Source organism: Nocardia stercoris (genome assembly GCF_003696265.1).
Classification (GTDB): Bacteria; Actinomycetota; Actinomycetes; order Mycobacteriales; family Mycobacteriaceae; genus Nocardia; species Nocardia stercoris.
In genome coordinates this window covers 1-15,376 of sequence record NZ_RFFH01000003.1, presented here as the reverse complement: position 1 = coordinate 15,376, position 15,376 = coordinate 1, and the positions used below count along the sequence as shown (strand labels likewise).

11 protein-coding genes and 3 pseudogenes are annotated in these 15,376 nt (G+C 68.2%); 10 read left to right on the top strand and 4 right to left on the bottom strand.

Features of this window, described 5'->3' with window-relative positions; genetic code table 11:
- Positions 1-11 precede the first annotated feature (11 nt).
- Positions 12-3,185, bottom strand: a complete 3,174-nt coding sequence (locus tag EBN03_RS08435) for an ATP-binding protein (protein ID WP_158675561.1) — start codon at positions 3,183-3,185, stop codon at positions 12-14.
- A 389-nt stretch (positions 3,186-3,574) separates the two neighbouring features.
- Positions 3,575-5,113, bottom strand: coding sequence for an MFS transporter (locus tag EBN03_RS08430; protein WP_233608258.1), 1,539 nt, complete (start codon positions 5,111-5,113; stop codon positions 3,575-3,577).
- 155 nt (positions 5,114-5,268) lie between these two features.
- On the opposite strand from EBN03_RS08430, the gene EBN03_RS08425 reads away from it, so the two are divergent.
- The 3 genes from EBN03_RS08425 to EBN03_RS08415 all read left to right on the top strand — a co-directional run bounded on the left by EBN03_RS08425 (position 5,269) and on the right by EBN03_RS08415 (position 7,029).
- Entirely contained in the window at positions 5,269-6,012 is a 744-nt protein-coding gene (locus tag EBN03_RS08425) for a TetR/AcrR family transcriptional regulator (protein WP_122187407.1), read from the top strand.
- 375 nt (positions 6,013-6,387) lie between these two features.
- Positions 6,388-6,705 (top strand): YciI family protein, encoded by a 318-nt coding sequence (locus tag EBN03_RS08420; RefSeq protein WP_122187406.1) that lies wholly within the window; start codon positions 6,388-6,390, stop codon positions 6,703-6,705.
- A gap of 33 nt (positions 6,706-6,738) precedes the next feature.
- Positions 6,739-7,029 (top strand): type 1 glutamine amidotransferase family protein, encoded by a 291-nt coding sequence (locus EBN03_RS08415; RefSeq protein ID WP_122187405.1) that lies wholly within the window; start codon positions 6,739-6,741, stop codon positions 7,027-7,029.
- Between the two features lie 32 nt (positions 7,030-7,061).
- Here EBN03_RS08415 and EBN03_RS08410 read toward each other — a convergent pair whose 3' ends face one another.
- Complete coding sequence (locus EBN03_RS08410) at positions 7,062-7,880, bottom strand: thioesterase family protein (RefSeq protein WP_122187404.1); 819 nt, start codon at positions 7,878-7,880, stop codon at positions 7,062-7,064.
- 128 nt (positions 7,881-8,008) lie between these two features.
- Between EBN03_RS08410 and EBN03_RS35785 the strand changes: the two are divergent.
- Positions 8,009-8,328, top strand: a pseudogene (locus EBN03_RS35785) (aldehyde dehydrogenase family protein); the annotation flags it as partial.
- 1,458 nt (positions 8,329-9,786) lie between these two features.
- Here the strand turns inward: EBN03_RS35785 and EBN03_RS08400 are convergent.
- Positions 9,787-10,365 (bottom strand): annotated as a pseudogene (locus EBN03_RS08400) (AfsR/SARP family transcriptional regulator); the annotation flags it as partial.
- A 307-nt stretch (positions 10,366-10,672) separates the two neighbouring features.
- On the opposite strand from EBN03_RS08400, the gene EBN03_RS08395 reads away from it, so the two are divergent.
- From EBN03_RS08395 to EBN03_RS35665, 6 genes and pseudogenes are all read left to right on the top strand, one after another.
- The gene (locus EBN03_RS08395; protein ID WP_199742675.1) at positions 10,673-11,746 is read left to right on the top strand and encodes a LysR family transcriptional regulator; all 1,074 of its coding nucleotides are present in this window, start codon (positions 10,673-10,675) and stop codon (positions 11,744-11,746) included.
- Positions 11,747-11,791: 45 nt separating this feature from the next.
- Positions 11,792-12,553 (top strand): SDR family oxidoreductase, encoded by a 762-nt coding sequence (locus tag EBN03_RS08390; RefSeq protein ID WP_158675560.1) that lies wholly within the window; start codon positions 11,792-11,794, stop codon positions 12,551-12,553.
- Positions 12,554-12,735: 182 nt separating this feature from the next.
- On the top strand, positions 12,736-13,137 hold the full coding sequence (locus EBN03_RS08385; RefSeq protein ID WP_122187401.1) for a hypothetical protein: 402 nt from the start codon (positions 12,736-12,738) through the stop codon (positions 13,135-13,137).
- 23 nt (positions 13,138-13,160) lie between these two features.
- A complete protein-coding gene (locus EBN03_RS08380; RefSeq protein ID WP_233608257.1) occupies positions 13,161-14,075 on the top strand; it encodes an EamA family transporter in 915 nt (304 codons plus the stop codon).
- A 59-nt stretch (positions 14,076-14,134) separates the two neighbouring features.
- Positions 14,135-14,788, top strand: coding sequence for an NAD(P)-dependent oxidoreductase (locus EBN03_RS08375; protein WP_122187400.1), 654 nt, complete (start codon positions 14,135-14,137; stop codon positions 14,786-14,788).
- Positions 14,789-15,076: 288 nt separating this feature from the next.
- Positions 15,077-15,241, top strand: a pseudogene (locus EBN03_RS35665) (helix-turn-helix domain-containing protein); the annotation flags it as partial.
- Positions 15,242-15,376: the final 135 nt, after the last annotated feature.

The following is a 15,376-nucleotide window of genomic DNA, read 5'->3' as shown; positions in this document are numbered from 1 at the left end:
GGATTCGGACCTCAGCGCAGGGCTACCACTGCGTGTTCGACCTCGACGAGCAGCGGCTCCAACGCGGTGTCCTCGCCCTCACCCGCGAACTTCTCGAAAGCCTCGTCGCCGAGGGCTTTCCGGGCCAGAACCACCGCGCGCTGGTCGTCGGGTCCGAGCACGGTACGGCCCTCGCCGCGATACCCCCGCCGCTGGGCACCGAGAATTCGCGCCGCGTGTTCGGGCAGGTCCGCGGCGAGAGCGGCCAGGGCATGCGCGAACGCCACATCCAACAGCATCAGCGGGGATGCGGAGGCCGCGTATTCGCGTGCGATCCTCAGCTGTTGAACGGCGGTGTCCATCCGGTCCGCGTCGACCGATACGGCCGCGAAGATGGCACGCCATCGAGCCGGTACGAACATTCGCGTGACGCTGTGAAAGTCGGTGCGAAGGAGGGTGGGCGACACCACGTTTTCGAAGAGCTCGAATGCGTGGTCGATTCGTCCTTCCCGCCATGCCATGTAGGCCCGGTTCTGACACCGGTTGGTGATCTCGGCGCCGGTCAGGTCGGTCGGGTCGATCTTCTCGGCGCCCGCGAGATAGCCGGTGGCGCCTGCGATATCGCCGCCACAGAGATGCAGGTTCGCGGCCACGAGCAGGACCTGGTGCCAGATGTCGGGACTGAGTTCGTCGCTCAGCAGCTCCGTGGCACGGCTGATCGACGGTGCGGCACAGTCGATTCCGTGCCACAGCACCCGCATCTGCGCCAGTTCGAGCATCGCCGCGCAGAGCGTGCGAGGATCGCCGGAGTCGCTCAGACAGTCCACGGCCGCTTCGAGATCGGCGAAGATGCTCTCGATCGGCTTGGCATCGACGTCCTCGTACGCCCGAATCACGAGCGCCTGGCCGCGTAGTCCGCCCTCCTCGGCGGTCGCACAGCGGTCGAGCAGACTCCGATCGCCGCGGTAATGCTCCCGCAATGCCAGTAGCAGCATGAAGAACGGATGGATGCCGCGCGGTTCGGTCATCGCGACCCGGATCAGGTGCTCGAATTCGGCGGAGGTGTCGGGGATCGACTCCGGCCGGACGACGATCACGGGCGCCGAGATCTCCTCGGCGTACCGGCACATCAGAAACGATCCCGTGCAGCCGGGCGGTATCCGCGCACCGGTGAGGTCGAGCACCCGCGATCGCCAGGTCGACATGTGGGTGCGTCGACCACGGAACAGCCAGTACCAGGCCAGATCGCCGAACAGCCGCACCGCGACTTCCGGCTCCCGATGCCGGATCGACCAGGCCAGGGCCGCTTCGCAATTAGCGTGGTCGGCGGCGAATCGACGCATCCATTCGCGTTGGGCGGGTCCCCGTAGTTCGCGTGCGCCCGCTTCGCAGAAGTCCACGAACCATGCGGCGTGTGCGCGCTCCCACCGTTCCGTCTCGCCCACACGCGCCAATTCATCAGCCGCGTAGGTGCGAATGGTGTCGAGCATCCGATAGCGACGGCCGTCGAACTCCACCAGTGACATGGCGACCAATCCGGCCAGCCAGTCGGCTACGGTCTCTTGGTCATCGATGTCGGCTCCGCACACACCCGTGATCGCCTCCAGGGTCGTGCTGCCGGCGAAGACCGAGAGACGGCAGGCCAATTCGGCTTCGGCGGTGGGCAGTAGAGCCCAACTCCAGGCGACCATCGCCCGCAGGGAACGATGCCGAGGCGCCGCCTGGCGGGATCCATTGGCCAGCAGGTCGAAACGATCGTCGAGCCGGTCGGCCAAGGCCTGCGGCGACAGGCCGTGCAACCGCGCCGCGGCGAGCTCGAGCGCCAGCGGCACCCCGTCGAGAGTACGCACGACGGTGGTGATCGCGCGACAATTGTCCTCCGACAGTTCGAAATCCGGCCGCACGGCGGTCGCGCGATCCAAGAACAGCCGGACGGCGGCGCAGGCGACGGCCCCGTCGACACTCGCCTCCGGAGTGGGCACCGGCAGGGCTCGCACCGGATAGAGCTGCTCGCAATCGACTGCCAGCAGTTGACGACTCGTCGCGAGTATCGTCAGCCGCGGCAGCCGCGCCAACAGGTCGACCGCCAGTTCGGCCACCGCGGAGATCACGTGTTCGCAATTGTCCAGAATGAGCAGCATCCGCTGCCGCCCGAGCACGCGCACCAGCGCATCCGTCCAGTCCCCGCCGGGCTCCTCGAGGAGCACACCCGGTGCGACGGCCGCGCAAACCGCTGCCGCGACGGCATTGCGGACCGCGGTGCTCGAAAGGTCGGGCGCCACCGCCGACAGTTCCGCGAAACCGTATCCGTCCATCAACCGGGCACCGTGTGCGAGCACCAATTCGTTGGCGAGCCTGGTCTTTCCGATACCGCCCGGTCCGACCAGCGTCACCAGCCGGTGCCGCCGGAGCAGTGCCGCGACCTCGCAGACCTCCGCGCCGCGGCCGACGAAGCTGGTCAGCCGTCGCGGCGGCGCCTGGCCGGTCAGGGCGGCGCGCTGCGGTTCGGCCGGCGGTTCGAGTGGGGCGACCGCGCGGCGCAGCAGCGCCGATGGCTCGACGCCGCGTTCGGTGCGCAGCATCCACTCGATCCGGCGGAACGCCCGCAGCGCATCGGACGGACGCCCGGCCGCGGCCAGTGCGGTCACCAGGCGCGCCGCCAACGACTCCCGGAACGGATGCGCGGACGCCTCGGCCGCCAGGCCCCGCACCACCTCCGCGGCCCGCCCGAGTTCGAGGCAGGCGTCGGCGTGCAGTTCGACAGCCCGCAGCCGCTGCTCGCCGAGCGCTTCGGCGGCGGCGCGCAGTACCTCGGTCTGTGCGGCGTCCCCGAGCGCCGGCCCCTTCCACAGCTCGAGCATCCGGTCCAGCTCCGCCACGGCAACCTGAGCCCGGCCCTCCGCCAGCGCGCGGCGACCCGCATCGAAAGACCGCCCGAACCGATGCGCATCCACCGCGTCGGGCTCGACCACCAGGACATAACCCGGTTCCACCCAGTCGACGGCGGCTCTGCCGGTGATCGCCCGCAGCCTTTTCACCAAAGTGTGCAGAGAATTCTCGGGCGAAGCAGGGATCTCCTCCCCCCACACCGCGCCGACCAGCCGCGAGACGGGGACCACGGCTCCCGCTTCGAGCGCGAGCGCGGCCAGCAGCGCCGCCAGCCGTCTCCCCCGCACCTCGGCGACCGATTCTGTGCCATCGATCACCGCCACCGTCCCCAGTAGCCTGATCCGAATCAAGCCTTCGTCACCTCTGTTCCTGTTCGCCAGCCGATCGAAGGAAGGGCGCATCACAGTACCCGCAGCGCGAATTGCGCAGGAGCGACGGGGATTCCGGGTGCCGCCCGGCGGCAACCATGGTCATCTCGGCTCCGTTGTTGCCGCAGTAGCGGGCTCGAGCGCCGCGAGTTGGCCACGATCACCGACGGTGTCAATGGCTACGTGGTTGAGGGCGACCGTCCCCACACGCCGGAGTGGGGACGGTCGCCACAATTGGAAGACAAGGGGGCACAGCGTGTTCGAGGAATTCGCCGCCGATCGAGACCGCCGCGCCAGCACCCCGGGCTGTTCGCTGGGGTGCGGTGTTCATTTCGCAGCTAGCGGGCCTCGGCTGACTCCGTGTCCTCGGCGGCCGGAACACCTTCCGGCGCAGCCGGCTTCGCGCCCTTCATGAGGAAGAAGGCGATCACCGTGGCGGCCAGCACTGCCGTACCACCGGTCAGGAAGGTGCTCGACATGGCGTCGGTGAAGGCGGCGCGGGCCGCGCCCACCAGGGCACCGTCGCTGCTGGCGAAGGCGCCTGCGATGCCCTCCCGTGCCGCCGCCGGGGCATCGGCGGGCATGCCCTCGCGGTAGGTGCCGGCCAGCACCGCGCCGAGCACCGCGACACCGAGCGCACCACCGGTCTGCTGGATGGTGTCGTTCAGCGCGGAACCCACACCCGCCTGCTCCGGCGGGATCGCGCCCATCAGCGCACCGACCGCAGCCGGCATGGCCAGGCCCGCACCGGCGCCGACCAACGACATGGCCAGGGCAGGCAGCCAGAAGCCGGACTCGGAGGTCAGCGCGGCCAGGGCGCCGAAACCGCCGGCCAGCACGAGCATGCCGGCCAGGGCGACGGGCCGCACGCCCAGCTTCTGCACCAGCGCGGCGCCCAGCCCGTTGAACACCAGCGCGGTCAGCGCGAACGGCATGAAGGCCAGGGCCGTCTTGATCGGTGAGTAACCGAGCACGAACTGCAGGTACTGGGTCAGCACCAGGGTGAGGCCGGCATTGGCGAAGGTGACCAGCACCAGGGAGAAGCTGGACCCGGTGAAGACCCGGTTGCCGAACAGCTGCAACGGCACCATCGGGTGCTCGGCCTTCATTTCCCGGATCACGAAGGCCGCCAGCACGACGACCGCGAGCACCAGCGTCACCCAGATACCGGTGAGACCCTTGGCCGGGAACTCGATGATGGACCACACCAGCGACACCATGCCGACGATGGAGAGCACCATGCCGGGCAGATCGATCGGCCGGACGGGACCCTTGGACTCCGGCATCAGGGTGAAGGCGGCCACGATCGCCAGCGCCGCGATCGGCACGTTCAGCAGGAACACCGAACCCCACCAGAAGTGGTCCAGCAGTATGCCGCCCAGCACCGGGCCGCCGACCATGCCCAGCACGGACACGCCGGTCCAGGCCGCGATCGCCCGGGGCCGCTCGTCCTCGTCGAACACGGTGATCAGGATGGACAGCGTGCTCGGCATGATGAGCGCGCCGCCCACCGCCATGATCGCGCGGCCGGAGATGAGCATCCCCGTGGTGGTCGCATAGGCGGCGATGAGTGAGGCCGCGCCGAAGAGCGCGAGCCCGAGCACCATCACCAGGCGGCGGCCGAAGCGGTCCGACAGGCTGCCGGTGGTGAGCAGCAGGCCCGCGAAAACCAGGATGTAGGAGTCGATCACCCACTGCAGGGCCTGGGACCCGGCGTGCAGATGGATCGCGATCTGCGGCAGCGCCACGGTGAGAACCATATTGTCGATCACCAGCAGGAGGGTGGCCGAGCAGAGCACGGCCAGTACCAGCCAGCGCTTCGGGTTGCGCTGTGCCGCAGGCGATGTCATCGCCCCGGTCGATGTTTCGGCAGTCATTTCGAGTTCCCTCCGGGAAGCTGGTCCGCACACTGTTCGGTCATGCCGCACACTGTACGTTCGATCGCACACTGTTCGCAACATTGGAACGGCGTACGGTTGATCGAACGGTGTTCCAGCTGGGGTTATGCTGTTGCACGGATGAAGGAGGAGCCTTGGCGGCCAAAACCCAGGAATTCTCGTCGGTATGGACCCGGCCGCACCGTGAGCGGCGCGACCAGCCCGCCCTCAGTCGGGAACAGATCGTCGGTGAAGCATTGGCCCTGCTCGATACCGAGGGCTACGACGCGCTCAGCATGCGCAAACTCGGCACCCGCCTCAATGCCGGTGCCACGTCGCTGTACACGCACGTCGCCAGCAAGGACGAGATCCTGGAGTTGGCGATCGACGAGGCCTTCGGCGACGTCCGGACGCCCACCGACATCAAGCCGGAAAACTGGCGCGCCGATCTGCTCGGGCTCGCGCAAGACGTGCGGGCGGCGGTCCTGCGGCATCCCTGGATCAGCATCGCCATCACTGGGGCCGGACTCGCTTATCTGGGCCCGAATCTGCTGCGCACGTCCGACGCCATGCTCGCTGTTCTCGAGGCCGCCGGATTCGACGACGCCACCGCCGACCGGGGGGCCAACGCCATCTTCGCCTACGTCCTCGGCTCCGTCGGAACCGAGACCGCGATGCTCACCAGCGTCGAGCGCAGCGGACTCGGCGAGCAGGAATGGTTCACCGCGATGATGGCCGCCGCCGAACAAGCCGTGCAGGGCTATCCACACGTCGCCAGGCGCTATGGCGGCTATCGCCGGCTCGACTCCGCGCAGTCGCGCGAGGACTTCTTCAACGCCGAACTCGACCTCATCCTCGACGGACTGGAGTTACAGCGCAGTCGCGCCCAGGGGCGCTGAGCCGCTGCGCGCCGCGAGATTCCGCGCCGCACGATTGCGCCCAGCGCCGCCAACCGCTGCCACTGCGCCGGGTCTCGACGATCACCGGGACCGCGAGCACGGTCAGCGGCGCGGCCACCGAATGCAGGCATCGAGCGGCACCGTTCCCGGCGTCGGTGCCGGAGGCCGTCGGGGAGAAACCGAGACAGGCAGCGGTCTCGCCATGGTCGCCACGGTGAGACCGAGCCTCGGCATCGATGTCCTCCCGGCTCGCACACGCAGCGTATTCCCATATGCGGCAATCGTGTTCCGTGTCGACCACGAGACACGACTGCGGTCACCGACAGCTACTGAGCAATAGCCCAGCAACTGTCGCCGTGAACGTATACTCGGCACATGGCTGAGTGGATCTTCTTCATGCATCCGCCTCGCGACAATTTCATCGCAACCATGACTGCTGACGAAAAATCCGCGTTCTCCGCGCACAGGGACTGGCTGGCGCGACTGGACACCGCCGGTGTGCTACTGGTGGCCGGGCCTACTCTGGGCACAGTCAATACCGGCGTCGGGATCTTCACCGCCGACGACGAGGCCACCGCACGGCGCATCATCGCCGACGAGCCTGTCACCAGCGGAGGCTTCATGCGCGGCGATCTGCGGTCGATCCAACTCGGCTACCTCAACTCTCGCAGCGAGAGCGACCCAGTCGCCTGAGCCTCAGATGTCACCCGTGCCCAGCGTCCGCGAGTGCTGATGGTGGTCGCCAACCCGGCGACCTCGACGACGCTGAACGTAGCCAGCCCCGACGGAGGGCGAGTCGAGATGGACGCCATGTCCGACCCGCGCGACGAGAGCCGCTGGTCGGCAGACGATCTGATCACCATGGGCTTCATCAACACACCCGAATTGGCTGCCCTGCTGGACAATACCGCTGTATTAGCGGATCTGAACCACGACAACTTCGACGCCATCGTGGTCTGCGGAGGCCAATCGTCGATGTTCGGCTTACGGAACAGGCGATCCGTTTGCCGAGAATGATTGCCGAGCCGGCTACGCCACTGTGATCCGTGTCAGCGTGTGCCGAGCAGCAGGGTCTGGGTGCCGCGTCCGAGCGGGCCCTTCTGATCGAAGAGGCGGGACTCGGCCATGCCGATGCCGCTGCGTTCCGGGTAGGTGACCGCGTCCAGGCATATCCACTCGCCGACCGGGTCGCGGTGCAGGGTCACCGTCAGATCGGTGTTGATGAAAATGTATCGGCCCCAAGCCAGGACGGAGCTGACGCCGTTGCCGAAGTCAGCGGCGGCGAGGACACGGTGCAGCGGGCTGAGCGAGGTGCCGGCCACGATCGGGTAGCGCAGGCGAATCCAGCACACGGCCGGGCCCGGGGCCTGGAAAGCGCCTGAGACGAAACGGTATTCGACCCCGGTGTGGAATCCGACCGGCTGAGTACTCGGGAAGCTGTGATCCGGGCTCGGCGTCACGGTGGCCGGGCCGGGCGGGGTGCCGGTCGGCAACATCTCGGTCGGTACGTCGAGTTCCGGCTCGACTGGTCGAAGCCGCCACGCGGTGGCCTTCAGCACCGGACCTCGGTCCGAACTCAGTGTGGCCTCGATCAATTCGATACCGCGCCCGGGTTGGGCGACTCGCGCCTGGGCCCGGGTGACTCGTGCTTCGGCCCGTAGCGGCGCGATCGGCACCGGCCCGAGAAACTCCACCGTGACCCGCGCGACCCGGCACCCCGGCTGTGGCTCGCACTGCTCGATCACATACCCCAACAGTGCCGACGGCGCACCGCCGTGCTGAGCATCCGGCGACCACGGTCCACGGGTGAGTTCGGTGGGGTGGAACAAATCCGGGTCCGAAGAGTCGGGCAGGTAGAAGGCATCCATGGCGTTACTCCTTGCGGCACCGGAAGTACTGGCGGTGCAGTTGTCCTCAGCGTGTCACTTCGCGGCGGTTGATGGTCTTCACGATTGCGTCGCGCACGGCGTCAGCATGCCGGCGCAGTGTGGATCCACGGATTCCCGTCGGCGGTGGCCGTCCGGCCGCCCTCGACGACGGCTTCTTCCTCGAGCCGACCCTGGTGACCGGTGTGGCCAACACGGCTGAGATCGCCCAGGAGGAACTCTTCGCACCCGTCGGGGTGGTGCTGCCCGACACGAAGCATTCGCCTTCGGCCGCCGGATCCGCTCCGGCACCGTCACTATCAACGGGGGCGCCGGAATGCGGGCGGACGCCCCGTGGGGTGGGCCGGGCTTCAGCGGTATCGGCCGGGAGGGCGGCGAAGAGGCGTTCCGGGAGTTCTTCGAGGTCAAGCACATGCAATGGCCCTTGTGATCCGGCCCTGACCAGCAGTTGACCTGGCATCGTCCCGGACCGGCACATCAGAAACACTCCCGTACCGCCGGGCGGTATCCGGGCACCGGTGACCTCGAGCACCTGCGACCGCCAAGCCGACATGTGAGTACGCCGGCCGCGCAGCAGCCAGTACCAGGCCAGCACACCGAACAGCCGCACCGCGACTTCCGGCTCCCGATTCCGGATCGACCAGGCCAGGGCCGCTTCATAATTGCCGTGTTCGGCGGCGGATCGACGCATCCATTCGCGTTGCGCGGGTCCCCGCAGTGTGCGCGCGCCGACCTCGCAGAAGTCGACGAACCACGCGGCGTGCGCGCGTTCCCACCTCGCCCTCTCGCCCGTCCGCGCCAGTTCCTCGGCCGCGTAGGCGCGAATGGTGTCGAGCATCCGGTAGCGGTGGCCGTCGAATTCCACCAATGACACGGCGACCAGTTCGGCCAGCCGGTCAGCGACGGTCTCTCGGTCGTCCCCGTCGGCTCCGCACACCTCTGTGACTGCCTCCAGGGTCCCACCACCGGCGAAAACCGAAAGGCGGCGCGCTAATTCGGCTTCCGCGGCGGGGAGCAGATCCCAGCTCCAGGCGACCATCGCCCGCAGGGACCGATGCCGAGCCGCCGCCTGGCGGGATCCGTTGGCCAGCAGGCTGAAACGATCATCGATCCGGTCGGCCAGCACCTGCGGCGACAAGCCGTGCAGCTGCGCCGCGGCGAGCTCGAGCGCGAGCGGCACCCCGTCGAGGCTGCGCACGATGGCCGTGACCGCGCGGCAATTGTCCTCCGACAGTTCGAAATCCGGCCGCGTCGCGGTCGCGCGATCCAGGAACAGCCGAACGGCGGCGCTGGTGGCGGCCCCCTCGATGCTCGTCTCCGGCGCGGGCACCGGCAGGGCTCGCAGCGGGTAGAGCTGCTCGCAATCCACCGCCAGCAGTCGACGACTGGTCGCGAGGATCCTCAGTAGCGGAAGCCGCGACAACAGGCTGACCGCCAGATCGGCCACCGCGGTGATCACATGCTCGCAGTTGTCCAGGATGAGCAGCATCCGTTTCCGCCCCAGCGCTCGCACCAGCACATCCGTCCAGTCCCCGCCAGGTTCCTCGAGGTTCACCCCCGGTGCGACGGCGGCGAAGACCGCTGCCGCGACGGCCTTGCGGGCCGAGGCGCTCGAATGATCCGGCGCGACCGCCGACAGTTCCGCGAAACCATATCCGTCCGTCCACTGTTCACCCTGCGCGAGCACCAATTCGGTAGCGAGCCTTGTCTTTCCGATACCTCCCGGCCCGACCAGCGTCACCAGCCGGTGCCGCCCGAGCAGCGCCGCGACCTCGCAGAGTTCCGCGCCGTGGCCGACGAAGCTGGTCAGCCGCTGCGGCGGTGCCTGGGTAGGCCGGGCGAGCGGCAGCGGGTGGGACGGCGGGTCGAGTTGCGCGACCGCGCGGCGCAGGATCGCCGACGGCTCGACGCCGCGCTCGGTGCGCAGCATCCGCTCGATGCGACGAAACGCCCGCAACGCATCGGAGGCGCGCCCGGCCGCGCCCAGCGCGGTCACCAGGCGAGCCGCCAGCGACTCTCGAAACGGGTGCGCGGCCGTCTCGGCCGCCAGACCCCGCACCACCTCCGCGGCCCGCCCGAGTTCGAGGCAGGCGTCGGCGTGCAGTTCGATGGCCGTCAGCCGCTGCTCGACGATCGCTTCGGCCGCAGCGCGCAGCGCGTCGGTCGGCGCGACATCGCACAGCGCCGGCCCGTCCCACAACTCGAGCATCCGGTCCAGCACCGCCACGGCATCGTCCGGTCGGCCCTCCGCCAGCGCCCGGCGCCCCGCATCGAGCAACCGCACGAACCGGATCGCATCGACCGCCTCGGGCTCGACCGCCAGGACGTACCCCGACCCCACCCAGTCGACGGCATCGCGACCGGTGATTGCCCGCAGCCTCTTCACCAGGGTGTGCAGCGAATTCTCCGGGGAGACGGGAATCTCCTCCCCCCATACCGCATCGACCAGTCGCGAGACCGGCACCATCTCCCCGGCCTCGAGCGCGAGCGCGGCCAGCAATGCGGCCAGCCGACTGCCCCGCACGGCGGTAACCGAACCTTTGCCGTCGGTAACCTCCACCGCGCCCAGCAGTTTGACCCGGATCACGCCGTGCCCCTTCCGTTCCCGATCGCCAACGACCGAATGAGGACGCGCGCCGCGCCGGCGGCGCGTTCGAGCCTGTTCGGCCGCTGGAGTCTGCGTCTCCCGATTACGTTCCGGTGTTCATTTCCAATCTCAAATCACTTGCAGAGCAATGTGAAACAATCACTGCCCGCCATGCCACAACGCGGCCTTGTGGCGTGCCCGGCCGCCGTGGCCACCAGGTCGGGACCCTTCCGGCACACGTGGACGTGCCACGCTTGCCGATTTACAGTGGCGTGTGGCTGTTCTCGATACCCAACACGTCCGCTCGTTCGTAGCCGTGGCCGAAGCAGGCAACATCACCAGAGCGGCCGGGCAACTGCACCTGACTCAGCAGGCCGTGTCCCTGCATATTCAGCAGTTGGAGCGCACGCTCGGCGTCGCTCTGTTGGTGCGCACCTCACGCGGTGTCGTGCTCACCGCCGCGGGTGACGAATTCGCGCGCGGCGGAGCGGAAGTCCTGACCGATCTCGAAGCACTGGCCCTGCGGGTGCAGGCCGTTGCCAGGCGGCAGGAAGGAACCCTCCGCCTGGCGTGCTGCCCCTACTCGACGACCCTGTTCGCGACGTCCATCGCCGAGGCGATGGAACGCGCGGTGCCCGGAATCGACGTCGAACTCGTCACCGTCACAACGCAACCCGCGGAAATGGAGCTGTTGCTGCGCGGCGCCGCCGACGCCGCGTTCATGTGGCTGCCGGTCGGCGACGACCGGCTCCACCACGCGGAAATCCGCCGGGACGAGCGGGCGGTCGCCGTGTGCGCGAATCACCCACTGGCGGACCGGGAGTCGGTCGGTCTTGCCGAACTCGCCGACGATCCGGTGGTGCAGCCGAATGTACTGCTGTCCGACGCGGCGGTTCGCCATTGGCTGGCCGAGCCGCGGCCGGGCGGACAGCACGCGGTGCGAGGGCCGGAGACCGCCGAGATCGCAGAGGCCCTCATGATGGTCGCCCGCGGCCGGGGCGTGTGGCTGGCACCGCGACCGGTCGGCGACTGGGCCGCCACGCCAGGTGTGCGCTGGATTCCGGTGGTCGACGCCGAGCCCAGCGATTTGGCTGTCGTCTGGCTGCCCAGTGCACCCAAGGACCTCGTCACCCGGCTGATCACCGAGGTTCGTTCCATCACCGGATGGAGCGGCGCGACCGGCGACGACGTGCCGGCACAAGCCGGGCTTGTGGCGACGCCTCGAAGTGTTGTTTCAGCGTTCGACAGCGGCACAGCATGATCGAAACAGCAATATTCGAGGCCGATCGCTGTGGAGGAGCTGGTTGTGGAGCTCACGACGGGGCCGGTACGTGACCTGCACGGCAAGGTTGCCGTGGTCGTGGGCGGTAGCCGCAATCAGGGTGCGGCGTTCGCTCGGTTGATCGCCGCACGCGGTGCGACCACGGTGGTGAGCTATGCCCATGACGACACGGCTGCGGACCGCCTGTTGGCAGAGCTGAGCGAGCACCGGACGAGTGTCGAGGCGGTCCGTTCGGATGCCCGGGTCGCCGCGGACGTCACGATCCTGTTCGAGGGCGTCATCGAACGCCACCGCCGACTCGATATCGTCGTCCACACCCCCGGCGCGGTCCTCGAGAAGACCATCGCGGAATGTACCGACGACGACTTCGACCATCTGGTGAACTCGAACTTTCGCAGCGTGTTCCACACGCTGCGGGCGACGGGCCGGCACATTCAGGACGACGGCCGCTACATCGTCCTGTCCAGCGCGCTGACCGCTCGCCCGGCTCCCGCCTACGGCCTGTACACCGGGTCGAAGGCCGCGGTCGAACACCTGGTGGCAGCGGTGGCCCGGGAACTGGGGCACCGTGGTATCACTGTCAACGCGATCGCTCCGAGTCCGGTCGACAACAGCTTCTTCCGGGCGGCGAAGTCTCCGGGCGCGCTCGTGGAAGCGGCGCTGCGCAACCCGCGCAACCGCTTGGCGACAGCCGATGATGTCGCCGCACTGATCGGCTGGCTGATCAGTGCGGACGCACGGTGGATCTCCGGCCAGACGCTGTATGTCGACGGAGCCGAATTCTGATCCCTCTGCGCGGCCCGAACACGAACGTCCGGGTGGTGCGCGCGTCGAGACCCCACTGTCAGGTGCTGCCAGCGTCATGTCAGCGTCGTCGGACAGTATTCGAGGCGTTATGTCAGCGGCCGTCCGGCTGTACGAAAACTGTTCTATCGCACCGAAGTCCGCGTCAACTGAAGGAGTCGTTCATGTCGAATGCCGCGTACCGTCTCGCCCCGGTCGCTGTCCTCGCCGCTGTCACAGCCGGATCGGCCGTCGCCGCACCGCAGGCCACGGCACACACCATCACCGCGGTCACCGTCACCCCCGGTCTGGGCGGCGGCTTCGGCACCGGGTGCACCTATCAGGTCTCCGCCACCGTGGACGCGGACGCCTACCGAATCACTTTCCTCGACAACGACTATCCGATTCGCGGCAACCAGAACCTCCAGGTCTCCGGCAACACCGCGTCGCTCGCCTGGACCCCGTCCACCACTGGAACCCACGTCATCACGGCCCTGTTCACGGTCGCCGACCAGGCGCCTGTGAGTACCACCGTGCAGGTCGACAGCACCGGGCTCAACCTCGGCAGCGCCTGCTTCGCCCAGTAGCGGCAGGAACAAGGAGCGAACGATTGAATACCCGCCGTACCGGATCCGCCTCGTCTGCTGGGACATTGGCGCTCACCGGCCTCACGCCGATGGTCTGGGGATCCACCTACGCCGTCACCACCGAATTCCTGCCGCCGGATCGGCCACTGTTCACGGCGCTCATGCGAGCACTGCCCGTCGGCCTGTTACTGCTGGCGATCACACGGAAACTGCCTCAGGGGCAGTGGATTTGGAAGGCGGGAATGCTGGGCCTACTGAATATCGGCGCCTTCTTCCCCCTGCTGTTCCTCGCCGCGTACCGGCTGCCGGGCGGGGTGGCGGCGGTGCTGGGGGCCGCAGCGCCCCTGATTGCGCTCGCACTGGCCACGGTGGTATTGAACGAACGGCTCACCACGCGGAAAGTACTCGCGGGTGTGATCGGGCTGTTCGGCGTCGCGCTCGTGGTGCTACGGGCCTCCGCCACGCTCGACACCCTCGGCGTGATCGCAGGCCTGGCCGGCGCAGCCTCGATGGCCTCCGGGACCGTGATGACCAAGCGCTGGGGGCGGCCGGAAGATGTCGGTCCGATCACCATGGCAGGCTGGCAACTCACCGCCGGCGGCCTGCTGCTGCTTCCACTCGCTCTGCTCGTCGAGGGTTCGCCGCCCGCGCTGGACTCCAAGGCCATCGGCGGGTACCTGTACCTCGGGCTGATCGGGACCGCCGCCGCCTACGCCCTCTGGTTCCGCGGACTCGCCCGGGCGAACGCCACCTCGATCGCCTACCTCGGACTGCTCAGCCCACTGTCGGCCGCCGTCATCGGATGGATCGCGCTCGGCCAATCGCTCACGCCACTTCAGGTACTCGGCATGATCATCGCCCTCGGCGGAACCCTGCTCGGCCAGACCGCGACAGCTCCCGCCCCGCAGCGCGCCGAACTCACCAGCGCCACAGCCTGACCCGCCACTGAGACAACGGCAGTCGGCAATCAGAAACCATTGACAGGAGACGAAATAACATGCACATCACTGTTTTCGGAGCATCGGGTGCGGTCGGTAGCAGGGTCGTCCAGGAAGCCGTGAGCCGTGGGCATCAGGTGCGGGCAGTGGCTCGCAACGCGGCGCGGCTGGGTGGATTGCCTGCGGGCGTGGAGGTGCGGGCTGGGGACGTGTCCGATCCTGAGCAAGTTGCAGAGCTGAGCGCCGGCAGTGATCTGGTGATCAGCGCGACTCGCCCGGTCCCTGGGCGTGAGCAGGAGCTTGCGGAGGTGGCTGCGGCTGTGCTGGAAGGGCTGGCGCACACGGGAACCCGGCTACTGGTGGTCGGAGGATCAGGGAGCCTTACCGTGCCGGGCACTGACACTACGGTGATCGAGCTGCCGGACTTCCCGGTCGAGGTGCTGCCGGTAGCCGTGGGGGGCAACCGTCAACTCGAGGTGTTCCGCGCCGCGGCCGCGCAGGCGAACGATGGGCCAGTGGACTGGGCATACCTCAGCCCATCGGCCGTGCTCGAGCCCGGACGGCGCACCGGCGCTTATCGTCTCGGCACCGATGAGCTCATTGTCGATGAGGACGGCAACTCGTCCATCTCGATGGAGGACCTCGCCGTTGTGCTGCTCGACGAGGCCGAACTCCCGAAGCACCACCGCACTCGTTTCACCGCTGGATACTGAACCGCCGTCGCCGCTGGCACGTCAGCGCCGTGTCAGCGGTGCGGGCCATCGTCGGCGAGAGCTGGGCGAAGTCGAGTGCTGCACAGTCGTCGGTTAGTTCGGTGAAACGGTCTTCGGGCAGGATCGCGCGAAGCTGCGCGGTGGCTCCTTCCACGTCCGGACCGAGCACGAGTCGGCCCATGCGACGGTACTGCCGGACGACCCAGCCGAGGATCGCGCGGCGTGTTCCGGGCCGCCCGAATCGACTCCATCCTCCGGTAGCGTTCACCGTCGAACTCAGGCAAATTCACCCGGGCCGCCGCTGTGCTGCACATCGCTCAGCCGGTGCTCAGCCGCCAGGTCCAGGTGCTCGAGAAGGAATTCGGCGGCCCACTGTTCGTCCGGTCGGTCTGGTCAACCAATGGAAACCCCACATCGCGTCGACGACAACCAGCGATCCGGTCGGTACGCTGACAGACGCTTAGGCAGTGTTTCGAAGTGGTGAGGGCGGGCCGTTCGGCCCGCCCTCACTCGTGTCGCAGCCATTGATTGATCGCAGCGACATGGACCGTCGCCACATAACGAACGGCGAGCTTGTCGTAGCGAGTG

Excerpts from the sequence above, each read along its gene's own strand:
- EBN03_RS08430 (WP_233608258.1), bottom strand. The coding sequence starts at position 5,113 with ATGACTGCCGAAACATCGACCGGGGCGATGACATCGCCTGCGGCACAG.
- EBN03_RS08410 (WP_122187404.1), bottom strand. The coding sequence starts at position 7,880 with ATGGATGCCTTCTACCTGCCCGACTCTTCGGACCCGGATTTGTTCCAC.
- EBN03_RS08375 (WP_122187400.1), top strand. The coding sequence starts at position 14,135 with ATGCACATCACTGTTTTCGGAGCATCGGGTGCGGTCGGTAGCAGGGTC.
- EBN03_RS08385 (WP_122187401.1), top strand. The coding sequence starts at position 12,736 with ATGTCGAATGCCGCGTACCGTCTCGCCCCGGTCGCTGTCCTCGCCGCT.
- EBN03_RS08420 (WP_122187406.1), top strand. The coding sequence starts at position 6,388 with ATGGCTGAGTGGATCTTCTTCATGCATCCGCCTCGCGACAATTTCATC.